The 17,709-nt window shown below is 41.8% G+C and carries 7 protein-coding genes; 1 reads left to right on the top strand and 6 read right to left on the bottom strand.

Annotated elements, in window-relative coordinates; translation table 11 throughout:
* Positions 1 to 358 precede the first annotated feature (358 nt).
* The 3 genes from bchH to RM368_RS04105 form a co-directional block, all read right to left on the bottom strand.
* A complete protein-coding gene (bchH, locus tag RM368_RS04115) occupies positions 359 to 4,030 on the bottom strand; it encodes a magnesium chelatase subunit H (protein WP_322692869.1) in 3,672 nt (1,223 codons plus the stop codon).
* Positions 4,031 to 4,114: 84 nt separating this feature from the next.
* On the bottom strand, positions 4,115 to 4,720 hold the full coding sequence (locus tag RM368_RS04110; RefSeq protein ID WP_322692868.1) for a hypothetical protein: 606 nt from the start codon (positions 4,718 to 4,720) through the stop codon (positions 4,115 to 4,117).
* Between the two features lie 14 nt (positions 4,721 to 4,734).
* Positions 4,735 to 5,889: an L-histidine N(alpha)-methyltransferase gene (locus tag RM368_RS04105; protein ID WP_322692867.1), complete on the bottom strand. Its 1,155-nt coding sequence runs from the start codon at positions 5,887 to 5,889 to the stop codon at positions 4,735 to 4,737.
* Positions 5,890 to 6,472: 583 nt separating this feature from the next.
* On the opposite strand from RM368_RS04105, the gene RM368_RS04100 reads away from it, so the two are divergent.
* Positions 6,473 to 7,414 (top strand): N-acetylmuramoyl-L-alanine amidase, encoded by a 942-nt coding sequence (locus RM368_RS04100; protein ID WP_322692866.1) that lies wholly within the window; start codon positions 6,473 to 6,475, stop codon positions 7,412 to 7,414.
* A 788-nt stretch (positions 7,415 to 8,202) separates the two neighbouring features.
* Here RM368_RS04100 and RM368_RS04095 read toward each other — a convergent pair.
* The 3 genes from RM368_RS04095 to RM368_RS04085 form a co-directional block, all read right to left on the bottom strand.
* Positions 8,203 to 9,786, bottom strand: a complete 1,584-nt coding sequence (locus tag RM368_RS04095; protein ID WP_322692865.1) for a mechanosensitive ion channel family protein — start codon at positions 9,784 to 9,786, stop codon at positions 8,203 to 8,205.
* Positions 9,787 to 10,345: 559 nt separating this feature from the next.
* Positions 10,346 to 12,568 carry an EAL domain-containing protein gene (locus RM368_RS04090; RefSeq protein WP_322692864.1) on the bottom strand — a complete coding sequence of 741 codons (2,223 nt, stop codon included), beginning with the start codon at positions 12,566 to 12,568 and terminating at the stop codon, positions 10,346 to 10,348.
* A 476-nt stretch (positions 12,569 to 13,044) separates the two neighbouring features.
* Entirely contained in the window at positions 13,045 to 17,337 is a 4,293-nt protein-coding gene (locus RM368_RS04085) for an ATP-binding protein (RefSeq protein WP_322692863.1), read from the bottom strand.
* Positions 17,338 to 17,709: the final 372 nt, after the last annotated feature.

The raw sequence follows: 17,709 nt of genomic DNA, 5'->3' as shown, positions 1-17,709 counted from the left end.
AATGATTTAAGCCTTTCTTATACATGGAAGAACATTTGTTGCACAGCATTAAACAATTGCAGCAAGGGCTTATACATTTGCCAGAAAAACTTAAGCCTTTCTTATACATGGAAAAGCATTTGTTGCAAAGTATTAAGCCTTTCCAGCAAGGGCTTATACATTTGCCAGAAAAACTTAAGCCTTTCTTATACATGAAGTAATCTTAGCTGCAAAGGTTTAAATTGTTACAGCTTCAAGCGTAATAGCGTAGGCGTAGCCCGTCGTAGACATCGCTTTCAATACGGTTCGGTTAAGTGAAGACGCAATAAATCGCCGTCTCTACAATAATTTTTATTTGAACTTTTAACGCATCTACCTTCTAAACTGTCACACCTTCCAACTCTTCATCCGTTAACTCATACAATTGCCGCAATTTATCTAACTTATCATCATCAGCTTCCCAGAAACCGCGCCCATGCGCCTCTAACATTCTCCCTAAAATATTGCGAAAAGCTTCAGGATTTGCCTTACGTAATTTATCCGCCATCTCTGCGTCTAACGCATAAGTATCAGCCGCTTGATCGTAAACCCAATCATCGCTAAAATCGGCAGTACCACCCCAACCAATCAACGCCGTCATCCGTTGGGAAATTTCAAACGCACCACCAGAACCTTGATTCGCCATCGCTTGTGCCCATTTGGGATTTACTAACTTGGTGCGATACTCCATTCTAAGCAAATCATCTAACTTGCGGGGTGTAGTATCCTTCGAGAAACTTTCTACAAAGCTGGTTGTCACCTTCTTACCGCCTTGTTTTTCTGCTGCCTTTTTCAAACCGCCAGTATTAGCGTAATATTCTTGAATATCAGTTAAACCATATTCTACCGAATCGATTTCTTGAACAATGCGATCGCTAGTTTTTAACAAAGTATTCAAAACTTCTGGTCTAGCTTGACCTTTATCTTCTCTGCCGTAGCTGAATACATTGCGACTTTGCCAAGTATTGCCTAACTCCTCGCCAGATTCCCAGTTACCATCAACCACTCTATCGTTTACCAAAGAACCAAAATCACCCGCCGGGTTAGAAAACAATCTCGCCGAGGCATTTTCCACACCTTGGGCTTTTAAAGCTAAAGCGTGTTTCCTGATAAAATTGCGATCGTCAAGTTCATCAGCATCAGCCGCCCGTTGAAATAAATCATCCAGCAATTCGATGATATTGACAAAACTATCCCGGAAAATCCCAGACAAATTACCCAACACATCAATGCGGGGATGTCCAACCTCCGCCAACGGCTTCAATTCATAACGAACAACTCTACCAGTTCCTTCCTTAACAGGTTCAGCCCCCACCAATTCCAACAAAATCCCCAAAGATTCACCCTTAGTTTTAATTGCATCCAATCCCCAAAGCATCACCGCCACCGTTTCTGGATATTTCCCATGTTCATCCAAATGCTGGGCGATAATTTTTTGAGCAATTTCCCGTCCCCGTTCATACGCCGCAGGTGAAGGCATCCGATAAGGATCTAAAGCATGAATATTTCTCCCCGTCGGTAACACACCAGCCCCATCCCGCAACAAATCCCCACCAGGCGCAGGCGGAATATACTCCCCATTCAACCCCCTTAACAAATTCGTCAACTCATCCGTAGATTGCATCAACAAATCTTTTATTAATTTTTCCTGGTCTTCTCTTTCTTTGTTTTTTCCTTCCTCTTCCCCAAAATATGCCTCCAAATAAGAAGCCAATTCCTCTTCATTCGGAGCTTCCCCCAAAGTATGCAACCCCGAAGAAAACAATCGATTTTCTAAAACCTGCAAATATTCATACAACTCCACCAAATAATCATCAAAAGCATGATTGCTAAACATCCGAACATTTTCAGGAGTAAACGCGATTCCCAAGCGTTTCGCATCCTCAAACGGACAATCAGCATCTAAACCAGAATCCACAATTTTTTTACAAATCCCTTCCTTCAAAACATAATTCTTTTGCGGATCTTCCCGATACTCTGCAATCAAATCCCGCAACGCCACCAATTCCTTATACAAACCTGCACGTCCATAAGGTGGTACATTATGAGAAATCAACACACCATAACCGCGACGTTTTGCTAACATCGATTCCGACGGATTATTCGCCGCATATATATATAGATTAGGCAAATTTCCTAACAGAATATCCGACCAAGAATAACCAGTATTACCCAACGGAGAACCAGGCAACCATTCCACCGTCCCATGCATTCCAAAGTGAACTATAACATCAGCTTGAAACTCATTTTGCAACCATTTATAATAAGCAGCATATTGGGGATGAGGCGTTAAATCTCGTTCAAACATTAAGCGCATCGGGTCGCCTTGTATCCCTAATGGTGGTTGTACACCTATCCACACATTGCCTAATTGCACGCCGCCAATTTGAAATTCATCGCCATAAGTTTTAATACCAGTTTCCGTCAGAGATTTCCACTGTTTTTCGATGCGGGAAGTTTGCAGATATCCCAACCATTTTTCTAGAGTGCGAACATTGACAGACGCAGGAATTTTTGTATCGTTAAAAGATTCATCCGCTTCTTTCAAAGAGCGAATCAATTCTTCGCCATCTTCTGGTAAATCTCCGACGGTGTAACCTTGTTCTTTGAGTGCGTGGAGAAACTTCAGCAAACTACGCGGCACATTTAATAATGCAGCTGTGCCCACAGCACCATAACCTGGTGGAAATCCATATAATATAACGGCAATTTTGCGTTCCGATGCAGGTTTTTGCCGCAAAGCCACCCAAGTTTTTACCCTACCAATTAATCGCTCCACCCGTTCGGGAACCAAATAAATATTTTCACCCACCAAACCACCAAGGGGAACGGTATCAATAGCGCCATCTAATTCTGGTAATGCGTACAATACGACACTTTGCAATCCGCCGATACCTTGGCGCGTCCACGAGGAAATATCTTGAATTAATAGTGGTGCAGCAACAATATAAGGTACATTCTTGGCAGTGAGGATGCGTTTTGCTACTTCTATTTGACGGCCAGCTTCCATTGAACCAGCCGGACCACCCACCAGAGGAAAGCCAATTGTGGAAACGATCGCATCTACTTTTACTGCTTCACTTGATAATGAGGGAGTTTCTATATTACCTAGTTGCCGTTGCTGAATTTCATAGTCGGTTGTCATTAAATCTCGTACCGCCACATGTCCTTCTACGCCGTTGATGAAGATGGGTAAAGGAGTTAAACCGGCTTTTTCAAAACTGCGAATTAGTTGGGGAATGTATGGTTGTTTGGTGATGACGTGTTTGCGGTAGAGGAGAATTCCGATAACTGGGGAGACGTGGTTAGGGGAGACGCGATGAATCGCGTCTCTACAATGGGTTTTATACCATTCCAAATACTCGCGGGGTGATTCAAAAAACCCTTGATAGTCGGGGTGGAGTAATCCGATGTTGGGGGTTTCGACTAGCGGGGGAATGTCGCCGACTTTTAAATCTAAGTATTTTTCTGCCAGTGTCCAAAATAATGAAGCGACGTTTTCTGGGCCGCCAGCATTCCAGTAACCGTAGATAATTAACCAGTTGCGTAAGTCTTGGACTTTTTGCACTGGCACGTATTTCAGTAGTTTGGGGCCAATTTTTAAGAAGCTGATGTAACCAGCGAGTTTGTCTTCTTCTCGTCCGTTGCTAAATTTGTCGAGGATGAATTTAACTGGTTTGGGCATTCCTTTGGGTTTGTCGCCAATGGCAAAGTCACCCACCTTGGTTAAACTTATCAATTCCAAGGCTGACTCGAAAACTAGGCGGATGGGAATTTGGGCAATGCGATCGCGCAACCACACAACTTGGTCATAATCAAATAGTAGGCTACCGAAAAACACATCAGCGCCATCGAGTGCTGTTTCTACCTCGGCGCGTTTGGTTGTAAGATCGCGATCGCTAAATACCCGAATATCCAACTCAGGACAGCGAGAGTTAGCCAAAAAGGCTGCTTTTCTGTACAAGTCAGCGTTGAATGATTCAAACCCAGCAACCAAGACGATGCGTTTCATGCCTGTAAGCTACGAAATATTTCTTTACTTAAATTTTAAACGTGCTTTCAGGCTGATTATTAAATATCTATCCACAGATTCCGGTCAGTAGTTCCTTGAAGGGATGAGGACTTCACTATCACTACTACCTTTAGGATATTTTGATTGCAAAAAATTTGTAATATGTTGAGTCAAATTCAGTGCATCATTGAACTCTTTTGACTGCTGTAGCGCTTCGTATAGCAAACGAATTTCTTGTGCTGACAAGTTTGTGAATGTACGCAACTCGGTAATATCTAATCTCCGGTTAAACTCATTGGCAGTGTGTCGCCATTGATGTATAAGCGAAAATAACTCTCTATCTTGACGTTCTGCAAAGACATTAGATGCGATCGCGGTTTCGGTAACTGATATAATTAATCGCGGAAAAACTATCGGTCGTCCTGGTCTATGTGAGTTTGGATTAAATCGTTCGTCAGATAAAATTACGTCATTCGATCTGCACTCATTCAGTAAGGCACGCAGAAATTCGATCTTCTTTTCGTTAGCTGATGCCCATCGTTCGCCAAAAATCCCGGTAACTGTGGCTAATAATCCCAGACCTGTTAGTATTGGTTCCAAATTTTTTTCATCTCTAGTCCACCAGACGGCGGCTAAAATAAATCCCAGAAGTAGAGGGAAAAACGTGATAAAACTCACTAGGTTTTTCATACTCATATCACATCTTACCTTTTAGACCATATATCATTTGCTACAAAAGGATTCTTATTAATTCCTGAAGACTCAGAGGCAAGTAAGATTAAATCCATGCCAAATCCATTCTTTAAACGCGGTTCCAATACTTTGTTTAGCTTATCGACAAGCACCAGATTACTGTCTGATATAATTCGATCTATGCCATTAGAAGTATATTTCCGAGTCAGATATAAACGAATCGTATCTTGATCTTCAAAATTGATTAGCGATCGGTCAGGTAACATGACCTCAATCTTATTTCCAGTTATGTTACGATACAGGATTTTTATCAAAATTCCTCTATCAGTTTCTACGGCACCATCAAAAAACACACTATTTAAGTCGATATGTAAGTCAGTATTTTGCAGCAATGCACTGGTGACAAACTCTTTAAACGATCTAGTTTTTGCGTATTCTTTCGCCGCATTTTGTGCCGCGTCTTCGCTTAATTCTTCGGTAGTCGCTACTTCTAGGAGTAGCCTATCTTCAGGTCGCATTAGTTTAGAAAGAGTTCGCAAAAGTTCTGTGTCTTGCTGAAAGTTAGCTAATGTGTTCCCCAATAGCGAAAATAGCACCGGACTGTTATTGATAACTCTATCTAGTAGTTTTCGTAACTCGTCAACATTTCTCTCAATTGAGAAGTCAACTTGAATTGGCAATACATGATTACCTTGTAATTGCGAGCCTCTCGTTGCCTGTTGCACACCTAGCCTTAACATCTCCGAACTCATATCAACTGGAAAGTAGAGTAAATCGGGATTTACGTTGAACAATAAACTTAAAATGTGTTGGTCTTTCTCACCTGTGCCGACACCTAAACTTACATAATGATATTGCCGATCTTTGATATTATTAGAATGAATTTGATGCCATCGATATCTAAAAGATTCTATACTCTCTTTCATTACAAGATAGAAGCGATCGTTGCAAGCACGATCCCAGGCGATGGTTGGGCCGATTCCCCAATAGGAAAAACCAGATAAAATCTCTTTTCCATCGCCTGTTGCAGAAAATTCTCCTCTCAATTCTTGCGTGAGTTCTGCAAGTTTGCTAGATTGATCTTCCCCTATAAAACAAAGAGTCCACCCTAAGCCGGGTTCATTGATGGAATTCTCCAGTAGCTTCACAAAATTTAAAGATCCCATGTTGAGCCTCGTTTCTTGAGCAGTTTATTTGATAAATCTCGCACAGATGTCTAGAAGCGATGGCTACGCCAACGCCAAGGGCGAACGCGTATTCATTAATACTGTAAAGCATTATGTGTTAAGCTGCTCAGGGTTAACAAGAAGCCAAGGGTAGAGTCTGTCAAGGGTTTACGGCCTTATAAACCCAGATCACATCAAGGAATGCGTTCGGTTTCAGGATTTGGGCATCTTAACTAAGTACTTTTGTCATGGCTTTCCAGTTTTACAAAGCGTTATTATCTAAATAATGGAGGTAATTACTAGATTTCAATTTATTGCAAAATATTACTGGTTATTCTCGATATTGATAACTTATAATAGTTGTGTTTTTGGTTACAATATAGCTTGGAATTAATTGATTTTGCCAAATCAAAGTTACTGCTCAGGTTCGCACAAAAACTTATTTGGTTTAATAGCATAGGACTGCTGAAAATAATGCAGCCATTGCTAACAAGTATTGTTACAAAGTTATTAACAAAACTTTGTCTATATAATTAGAAAAGTTTTGAATTAGTGTAAAAACAATTAAATTGAGGATGAAATAATGAAATTCGGAATCGATAGCGGGCACAATTGTCCACCAGATACAGGAGCTAGAGGAATTAAAATCGAGGATAATTTAACTTTAGATGTCGGTAATAGAGTTATAACCAAATTAAGAGCTTTAGGAAATGAAGTCGTAGTATGTAAACCAAGTAGTGCTAGTACAGTACGTGAATCACTCTCAAAAAGATGTTCTACAGCTAATGCAAGCAGAGTAGATATTTACGTCTCGATTCATTTTAACTCTTTTAACGGGCAAGCTAATGGCACAGAAGTATTTGCAACTAGCGATACAGGTAGAAAAATCGCTAAACCTGTATTAGATGAAATCATCAAGTTAGGATTTTTTAATCGTGGCGTTAAGAGTGGTTCCCACTTGTTTGTTCTGAAAAATACAGATATGCCTGCTATCTTGATAGAATGTTGCTTCCTCGATTCGCAAAAAGATATGAATCTTTTTAATCCTGAAGCAATGGCTAATGCAATTGTCAAAGGCTTAACTGGTAAAGTGCCAAGTGTTCCTGTTAACCCTGTACCAGATGAAGAAGATAATGTAGATACCACGATTCTCAGATTGCAAAAAGCTTTAAATCGACTAAAAATAACTGATAAAAATGGTAAAACATTAGTGGAAGATGGCTTCACAGGGGCTAACACCAAATCTGCTGTAGAAAAGTTTCAGACTATTGTTGGGGTTCAGTCGACTGGAATTGCTGACACAAATACATGGAGTGCCATAAATCAAATTTTGGCAAAACGAATACTTAGACCAAACCATGCTGGTAATGCAGTTGTTAAATACTTGCAATACCGTTTAGGTGTAGATAATGATGGTGTGTACGGGCCGCAAACAGAGGTTGTAGTCAAAAACTTTCAAAAGCAAAATGGTTTAGATGCTGATGGAATTATCGGCCCTGCTAGTTGGCAGAAATTAATTGGTTAGATGGGGACTAGAGACTAGAGACTGGGGTAGTAATGCTGAGTAAAGATGTTAGGAATCTAACATTTTTACTCAGAACTGGGAACGGGTTAAACGTCGCGTTACAGCTAACAAAACTTTTTTGCCTAATCAATAAATGAAGAAGCTAATTTAGCAACTTACAACCATATTTTGTTCATAACATCTTTAGCAAGTTCACAAACTGCCAAAGCATTTAAGATAGGATTGATATCGCTTAAAGGCATTGAGCTAAAATAATTAAAAGAAATAAACAGAGCGTAGGAAATCACCTATTCTGCTGACAAGAATCTGTTCAACTTAACTGGATTTGCATTTGATAAGTATCAATCGCATTTGGTAACAGATAATTTCCTATCGCTCTGGTGCTTTTTTGGCAGTGAAGTTTCGCCAAAGTATAAAAGTAAAGGGCTTTTCAAGCCTATAACAATCGCTACTGGTTTTTTGTATAAATCAACACGTTTTTAATAATCCCTCTTTTGTCACTTTCGGCAGAGAATAATTTGTAACCCTTGCCCAGATAGGATTTTAATATTAGAGCTTGTTTGAAAGTTTCTATTAGCTTGCGATCGCTAATCTTCCCAATAAATTTAGGTTTCATCATTTAGCTCCAATTTTTATTTCCCCAGAGTGACAAAAGAGGGATAAGCTTCAAATTTATTGTGTTATCTCAAGACTGAGATAACACTTATTGTAATATATAGTTCAATTGAAGGAAAAATCCTAAATTAAATTACACCTTCCTTCATTTCTTGTTAAAAGAAAGTGCCAAATTAACCTTCGGCACTTTCAGCGCGCACGGGAATTGTAATTCCTTCCCGCAGCAGTGCATTCGTAAAAATCTTCCGAAGAACGCGCTGAATCTGAAGATGTTTTCCTGGTTTTACTTTCGTTAAAGTCCGCAGCAACAAATTAGACTCTCCCAGACTTTCGACTCCATCTATCTGTGTGCCTTCAAGTATATCTGGATTGTCTGCTTTTAACTGCTGTCCCACCTCCTCAATTACTTTGTATACGTGCGCTAAGTTGGAATCATAAGGCACGCCAACTTCTACTACTGCAAAGATATACTGTTTGGAGTAATTAGTAATTGAGCCAATATCGCCATTGCGAATAATCTGCAATTGACCATTAGGATGTCTGACACGAGTGGTTCTGAGTTCAATCGCCTCGACAATACCTTCGACAACTTTCTCTTCGACTTTTCCAGCTTCAATATAGTCACCTACTAAGTAGTAGTTTTCAAATAGAATAAAAAAGCCGCAGACAATATCGTTAATTAGTGTTTGTGCCCCTAAACCTACAGCGATGCCGACAATACCAGCACCCGCAAGTATGGGAGTTGGATCGATATTCAGGGCATAGAGAATGAAAACTGTAGCACCAAAGTAAATTAAGTATTGTAAGAAACTACGAAACAGAGGAACGAGCGTTAGGCGTCTACTTCTTTGAATATCAGTTAGATTCTGCTCTTTGAACAGCACCTCTTCAATAAGTAAGTAAACTACCTCAAATAACACGCGACTAATGAAGATGATACCGATTATCTTGATAATTCGCGGGCCAAAAGTTGCGACATTGGCAATAAACTGCACCTGTTGAATCACTAATGTTGCCATGCAGACATAAATCACAAATTCCAAGCAGCGCTTTAAAAAGGGTATTAGGTGTCGGAGGCGATCGTAGAATCTGAGCAGGTTATCAGGATTGGAGTATCTGATGCTGAGAGCATCTAGACTATCAACGATCGCAGCGACTGCTTTGAGTATAAGCAAGCCAACGGCAATGATTAGATAAATTCGCAGGGCGATATACAAATATTCCGAAACCGTAGTTGGTAATTTGAGAAACTGGGCACACAAGATGGTAGCCCAAAGCCAGATTCCACCGCTGATTCTGTCATAGAAGGCCTTAAAGAAAGCATCAATACTTTCATCGTCAGCAGTATTTTTTTCTAAATTCTTGGCGCGAGTGCTGGCTACCTTCAGCCAATATTTGAGAAATTTCAGAGCGATCGCCGCTAAAATCAAAGTGCCAATACTCTGAGCTATGCCAATTCCTAGTGTCACCCAAAATCCTGATGGGATACGCTCAATCAACAAGAGTGTGTATTGCTGAAGGTTTTCGCCCCGATAAACTAGATAACCATTAGCACCCACAATCAAAATGCACGACACCACGCAAGCAAGTAACAATAACCCTGTGATATTTCGGCGGAGGGTTTTGATACTTCTATTGTCGCTATTAGGTATAAAGGTTTTAGTAAATAGCTTGAATAATTTGCTAAAAACCCAGTTCAGTAATAAAAAAACAAAGATTATCAGGCTGACTTCAGCCAAAATAATTAATACATTCATATATAAATATAAAACTGAATGAATTTAACATTTGTATATTAAAATCTATTGAAAGCATCAAGTTTTTCTATACATAGATGATTATTTCATATAATCACAACTTGTCAAGCCATTAATATTTTATTCACATGTTCACTTTTCGTTTTATCTTCACCTACTTTAAGTAAATGAGAATAAATCGAAGTAAATTAAATAATGTAAAAAATTTTGAGATTAGTTTGTAGTAAAAACTTTACCACTCAAGTAACGGTTAAAGTTTTGACTACAAACCTTTAATTATTTATGCTGCTTTACTTAACACTCTTCCATCACTCTCAATACTTGTCGGGTTTTGGGGAAAAAGGGAAAGAAAAAACCTTTAACCTAAACCCAGTAACCTTTTCCCCAAATCCAATTCCGAGTTAAAAATCCAAAAACCGAGCAGTATTGCCATCACTCCGATCAAGAAAAATCTCAACCAACTTTTAAACAATAGACAAAAAGTAAGTTTGGAGCTTTATTTTCTAACAGTATGGCTAAAATGATTATTTTTGTCTGAACAACTTACAAAGGTATCAGCTTATTTAATATCAGCATTCTCACAATCCATCTGCACAACGCAATTTCTCCCTTGTGCTTTTGCCTGGTAGAGTCCTTGGTCAGCAGCAGCAATTAAGGTTGCAGGAGATAATTGGCTATGAGGAGTGATGGTTGCCACACCAAGACTTAGGGTAATGAATTCACTTACCTGAGAACGGGGATGAGGCATTTGTAATGCACTAACATTGATTTGAATATCTTTTGCAACTGCAATGGCCCCTTCAATATCAGTATTCGGCAAAATAACTGCAAACTCTTCTCCGCCATAACGAGCCACTAAATCAGCGGGGTGTTTAACTGTCTGAGAGATTGCCTTAGCAACCTGTCTAAGTGCATCATCTCCTGCCAGATGTCCATGCGTATCGTTGTAAAGCTTAAAGTAATCGACATCACACAAAATCAAAGATAGCGAACTTTGCTCTCGTGCCAACCATTGCCACTGGGTGTTTAATGTGTCATCAAAGCAGCGGCGATTTGCCACTTGGGTTAGACCATCAGAACAGGCAAGGCGCTGTAATTCTTGGTTTGCTTGTTGTAATTGGTGATAAAGTTCTGATTGCTGAATAGCGATCGCAGTTTGACCCGCTAACTGGTTAAACAAGTTAATCTCTGATTGCTGCCATTGTCTGGAATGACGGCATTGGTGAGCAATCAATAGTCCCCACAAACACCCTTGCTGCAAAATTGGTACGACAAGGTTTGCTCGGATTTGCAGACTTCTAAGGAGGTCAACATGACACGGTGATAAACTCGCAGTTTCAATGTCTGCGATCGCTCTGGTGTTACCTTGTTGATAGTAAGCCGCACGCGTGGATTGAAAGCAGGTATCCATGACATGAAATCTCAAAATCGACATACACCCTTCTGCTAAGGATTCTACAGCGACTAATCCACTCCAGTCTGGCTTAAACTGATAAATCACCACTCGATCTACCTCAAACAGTTGTCGCACTTCGGCTACCGTGGTTTGTAAAATCTCGTCTAACTCCAACGATTGGCGAATGCGCTGCGTTACAGCCGCAACAATTCGCTCAGACTCGCTTTGGTGTTGGACACGCTGTTCAACTTGCTGAGAGTGTGCTGATGCTACAGTTAATGATGCGATTTGCTCAAAGTAAGGGGTTGTAGTGACAGGCGCTGCACTGGGTTTAGCAATCAAATAGCCTTGAGCAAAATTTGCACCTCGTTCTCGCAGCCAGTTCAGTTCCTCAATGCACTCAATTCCTTCAGCAACGGTTTGAATATTTAACTTTTGAGTAATCTCTAGAAGCTTCTCGGTAATCGAAGCTTTGTAAAGGTCTTGATGCACATCTCGAATTAACTCCATGTCCAGCTTGATAAAATCTGGACGTAACTGATGCAGCAAGTTTAGGCTGGAATAACCAGAACCAAGATCGTCAAGAGCGATTAAAAACCCAGCATTGCGGTAGTATTGAAGCACTGCTTTGAGGTGAGCTAAATCTTGAGGATTGTCTGACTCCACGACTTCAAAAACAACGCGATCGTGGGGAATTCCAGCAGTATCAATAGCTTCTACCGTACTACGTAGGCAAAAAGCTGGGTCATAAAGTGACGTTGGTGCAAAATTGATGAAAATATGCCTATTTACTTGATGGCGGCTGAATTGAGTGATTGTGCTGAGGCGAGCAACTTGGTCGAGTTGTGGTAGAAGTCCGGCTTCAGTTGCTAACTCCAGAATGGATGTCGGTAGTACTAAATTGCCTTGTTCATCCAGGCCGCGTAAGAGCGATTCATATCCAAAAATTTGCGATGTATCGTTAATTGAAACAATTGGTTGAAAGTAACTGGTGAATCGTTCTGTTGCCAGCATATCAATCAACCAATCGGATTGGTTTAACTTAATGAAGCGTTGTAATGAGGCTATGTCACTAAAATCATGGAGTTGAGGTTGGAAAGTGCCTTGTATGAAAAGGACTTGCGTCTCTTTTAATTCTCTTGGTGCAAGTAGTTTGGCCAGGTTACGGGCAATTTCTAGAGACTGTCCAGGTCTACACTCCAAACTCAAACCTGGTCGCTCGTGCATCAGTTCATACTTAAGAGAAAACTGCTGTAGATAAGAGGTGACTTTTATCAGGGTATGTGAAACTGGGAACCAGAGAAAGAGCCTACCTGCTTCCTTATTCCGGCAGCGTGCAACATTGCGACAAGCACAGGTTTTGGAGATAGGACATATTTGGCTCATAGCTAAATAATTTACTCAATCCGATTTATTCTATTATTCCCATTATTTTTACTGTAAAAGATAAACTACACTTCAAATATATGAAGATTTGATGAGTTAAGTAAACTGCATAATTTAGCTGAGTAAGTGACTTGGCAACACATACAAAATTTTATACTAAAAAGCCAAGTAATTGCCGATATGTTTTGTACAATCAAGCAACATAACGAGGAGTTATATTAACAGTTTAAGTTACAAAATAAAGGTAATACTAATTAAAAAAAGAATGCAACAGATACATACTCCCAAACCTACAGCAGTTTTCATTTACATGAGGTACAAAGTTGCGGGTTTTGAGGCAGGAGGCAGAAGGAAGGAGTTAGAAAGAAACTCTTTATGTTTGATGAATCACTCCTGGTTGTACCTCACTTACTTGCAATCTGCTGTATGTTATGTCTGGTTTTGTTAATGCGTGAATTTTGAATTGTGAATTGATATTAGATATGCCCACTTCTACCAATTAGAGTTGCAATTTCCTTGATTAATTCCTCTGGTTCGATGGGTTTAGACAGATGCTTTTGAAACCCTGATTCAAGTGCTTGTTGCTGATTGATTTCTCCAGCATAAGCAGTTAAAGCGATCGCCGGAATTTGTTTGGCTTGATTTGCCTGCAATGCTTTAACTTGGCGCATTAGCATATAGCCATCCATCTCTGGCATTCCAATATCACTGAGCAGCATATCTGGTTCTGACTCTGCCAAAATTTGTAATGCTTCTTTTGCTGATGTCACTGCTGTCACCATTGCTCCAGCCTGTTCTAGTACAAATGTGTGGAAGTCACGGGTATCATCGTCATCATCTACAACTAAGATTTGGCTGCCTGCCAGGATTTCAGTCCCAAGAGAAGGATTTAATGCAGCAACATCTATATTTGGTTTTACAGTTAAATCTTTTTTAATTAGTGGTAGCCTGACTCGGAAAATAGCTCCTTGCCCCTCACCTAAACTTTCTGCTTGAATCGTGCCGCCATGTAATTCGGTCAAATGACGCACAATTGCTAACCCTAACCCCAATCCACCAAATTTTCGGGTTGTCGTGCCATCAGCCTGACGAAAATATTCAAACACGTAAGGCAGAAACTCAGGGCTGATTCCCTTACCTGTGTCGCTGACAGTAATCTGAGCTTCAGCGTCAACGTACTCTAGTTGAATATCAATTTTTTCTCCTTCCGGAGTGAATTTAACGGCATTCGATAAGAGATTCCAAATAATTTGTTGTAAACGACCAGAATCACCCAAAACTTGCTCGAAAGAAGCATCCAGCATCGTCTGAATTTGAATATTTTTGGCTTCTGCTGCCAAACGGACTGTTTCCAATCCTGCCTCAATCACCAGTACTAGGTTGACAGGTAACATCTTCAAGTTGAGCTTGCCTTGTAAGATCCGAGAGACATCAAGCAAATCTTCAATTAGTTGAGCTTGTAATTTAGCATTCCGTTCGATAGTTGCGATCGCGTTCTTCAGCGCTACGGGGTCAAACTCACGAGTCTGCAAGAGTCTCGCCCAACCAAGAATCGGATTCAGAGGCGATCGCAATTCATGGGAAAGTACCGCCAGAAACTCATCTTTAATCCGGTTGGCTCTTTCGGCTTCAGTTCTAGCTGCTTGCTCAAGTTCTAGGAGGCGATCGCGTTCGGCTTCTGCAACTTTGCGTTCGGTAATGTCGATGACTGAGCCGATGTAACCTTTAAACTCGCCATCCACTCCAAACCACGGATTCGCGGCATCGATGCAAGAGCGATATTCGCCGTCTTTGCGCCGCAAGCGATACTCCAAACGGAAAGCCGAATAACTGCTACTAGCTTCCAGAAAAACATTCCTGGTGTCATTGCTGTCTTCTGGATGCACAGCATTTAACCAGCCAAATCCCAGACCCATTTCCTCGCTTTGACCTGTAAAATTGTACCAGCTTTGACTGAGGTAGGTGCAGTAGCTATTGGTATCTGTCACCCAAACCATGAAGGGGGCATTATCAGCCATATTGCGGAACTTTTCTTCGTTTTCCCGAAGGGCTTTTTCTGCTTGTTTGCGATCGCTAATTTCTGTAACGAAAATGCTTACCCCTTCTGCAAACGGGTAGACGCGGTTCTCAAACCAGCGCTGCCAAGCTGGATAAAAGTATTCAAACTGAACAACAGTGTTTTGGGCGATCGCCCGATGAACTTCAGTATGAAACTCGCTTTTAACCATATCGGGAAATACTTCCCAAACGCTCTTACCTAGCAACTCTTCCTTGGGGATGCCAACAACATCTGCTACGCGATCGTTGACAAAGCTATAACGCCACTCTCGATCCAACACAAAGAACTGGTCTTGAATACCAGCGATAACAGTCTCTAGGTGTGCTTTGGCGACCTCAGCTTCAATTCGCAATCCTTGCTCGCGTTCCATTGCCTCTTGGCGGAGACGAGCCATTTTTAGGGCTGCCTCTACCCGCGCCAACAATTCCCGGGCAGAGAAAGGTTTAATTAGATAATCATCGGCTCCCGCTTCTAACCCTTCCACCCGTGCCTCTTCCCCCGCCCGTGCCGACAACAGAATGATTGGAACTTTTTGCGTCAGCGGATCGGCTCGTAATGCTTGCAGCAGTCCAAAGCCATCTAATCCAGGCATCATCACATCTGTCAGTACCAAATCGGGGACACGTCCACGAGCAGACTCCAAAGCAGCTAAACCATCCGACACTGATTCCACTTCATATTGCTGACTTAATAGGCGCTTAACATAATCGCGCATATCTGCGTTGTCGTCAGCCAAAAGAATCCGAGCAGGAGAGGGTGACAGATGATAGGTGAGAGGTGATAGGTAAGATTCTTCCCTATTCCCTATTCCCTCTATTCCCTGTTCCCTGTTCCCTGCTCCCTGCTCCCCTGCTCCCCTGCTCCCCTGCTCCCCTGCTTCTTTTGGTAGCCACCGCAGGGCTTCTTCTAAATAAGGTGTTGCACCTAATGCAGTTGAAGCTAAAGTTCGCGGGGCACTAATCCGGTCTGGAGGCAAATGAGCATATCCTGTTGGAATTGACACAGTAAAGCAACTGCCTACTCCGAGAAGACTGGTAACATCAACTGTTCCACCATGCATTTGCACCAATTCTTGCACCAGTGATAATCCAATTCCTGACCCTTCAAAAGTTCGTCCTTGCGCTCCTTTGACGCGGTGGAATCGTTCAAAAAGGTGGGGGATTTCTGCGGCTGGGATACCGATTCCTGTGTCTTTGACTGCAAACTCGATATGGTCATTTGACCACTGCAAACTGACTGCAATTTCTCCAGCCATCGTAAACTTGAAGGCATTCGAGAGCAGGTTAAGAACAATTTTTTCCCACATCTCCCGATCTACATACACTGGTGCTGGCAGAGCAGGACAATTAACTGATAACTGCATCCCTGCCCGTTCGACTGCGGAACGAAATACACTAGCTAGTTCTGCGGTGAAGGTGGCAAGGTTGGTGGGTTCATAAGAGGCTTGAACCCTTCCGGCTTCAATGCGTGAAAAATCTAGCAAGCTGTTGACCAGTTTCAGCAGCCGAAGTCCGTTGCGTTGCACCATTTCTAGCTGCTCTCGTTCTTTGGCTGGAAGCAGAGTAGCACAAGTGGTTAAAGTGTCCTCTAATGGCCCCAACATCAGAGTCAGTGGGGTACGGAACTCGTGGCTGACGTTGCTGAAAAAGACGGTTTTGGCGCGATCGATTTCTGCCAAGGCTTCAGCACGTTTGCGTTCTTCCTCGTAAGCTTGGGCGTTAGCGATACTGGCTGCAATTTGAGCCGCAACTAAATCAATGAATCCTTGATAATTGTCGTCGAATAGCCTGAAAGGGTTCAAACCAGCGATTAATATACCAGCTTTTCCGCTTTGACCGGATGGGGCAATGGGTACTGCGATCGCTTGATGGGGCGATCGCTGCCAAACACCACAAGGTAGACTACTAAAAGACACTTCCAAATCGGAAATTAATTTTGGCCGATGTGTTTCGATCGTTTCCGCAAAGGGCCAAACCCCATCAGCATCGAGAGCAACTGTTTCTGGAACTGCTACGTGGTTTTGCTCGATGCGGCACGTTCCAGCCAGAAAAACTTCCTGCTTATCGGGATCGACCAGATAAATCATTGCGAAGGGGAGATCGTAAGGGTTGCTCTCCAGACAACTCGCACTTAGCGTACAGGCTTCATCGAATGTCCGCGCGTCTGCTGTCCTCGCCGCTAGTTCGCGCAAAAGTGCCAACTGACGCTCGCTGATAATTCGCTGCGTGTCTTCTGTGTTGGCGCAGATGATCCCACCTGTATCGCCCTGGTCATTAGGAACCGGACTATATGAAAAAGTATAATAGGTTTCTTCTGGGTAGCCGTTGCGCTCCATAATTAGCAGTAGCGCTTCGTCGTAAGTACCCTCATTCTTCAGCATTGCTGATTCGGCGCGAGGCCTAACCTGATCCCATATTTCTCGCCACACGTAAGAAGCCGGCTGCCCAAGTGCTTCTGGATGTTTGCCGCCGATAATAGTCTTATAAGCGTCATTGTAAAGGTTAATCAGTTCCTCACCCCACCAAACAAACATGGGTTGACGGGAAGTTAGCATAATTCGCACGGCAGTCTTCAAACTCTGCGGCCACTGCTGTGTTGGGCCAAGGGACGTTTTTGACCAATCCTGTTCTCGCATCCTAGCACCCATTTCGCCTCCACCGATAAGGAAATTTACGTTGGCATTGCTTGCTAACGTTGATTCGTTCTTCATCAATTCCTCTCGATTGGTCATGTGCGGTTACAGGCTACATCGGTGGTTGTCTTTTAGAAAAAATCCTCTATAAATTAGACTAGACCTTTACGCTTCTAAACACTTATTTTAGAGGATATTCAAAGGCAGATACAGGGTGAGATACCAATGCTGTGACTTTTCAAAGCATTAAAATTGCCTTTTTGAGGCAAGCTTCTACTTTGGCTATTTTTATTGTCTCCTTTATATCATCGATATTTCAAGCTAGCTACCAAGGGCAATTCTCATTAGACAATAGACTTCTTGACATTTGTGGGGAAAAGGGGAAGGGTTAAAGGGTAAAGGTATGGAATTTTCCCAAACCCAGTAACCTTTAACCATTCTCCAACCGGA

This window comes from Nostoc sp. DedSLP03 (genome assembly GCF_034530815.1).
Classification (GTDB): Bacteria; Cyanobacteriota; Cyanobacteriia; order Cyanobacteriales; family Nostocaceae; genus Nostoc.
Note: the sequence above shows the minus strand (reverse complement) of the source record. Positions and strands in the feature narration are given on the sequence as shown.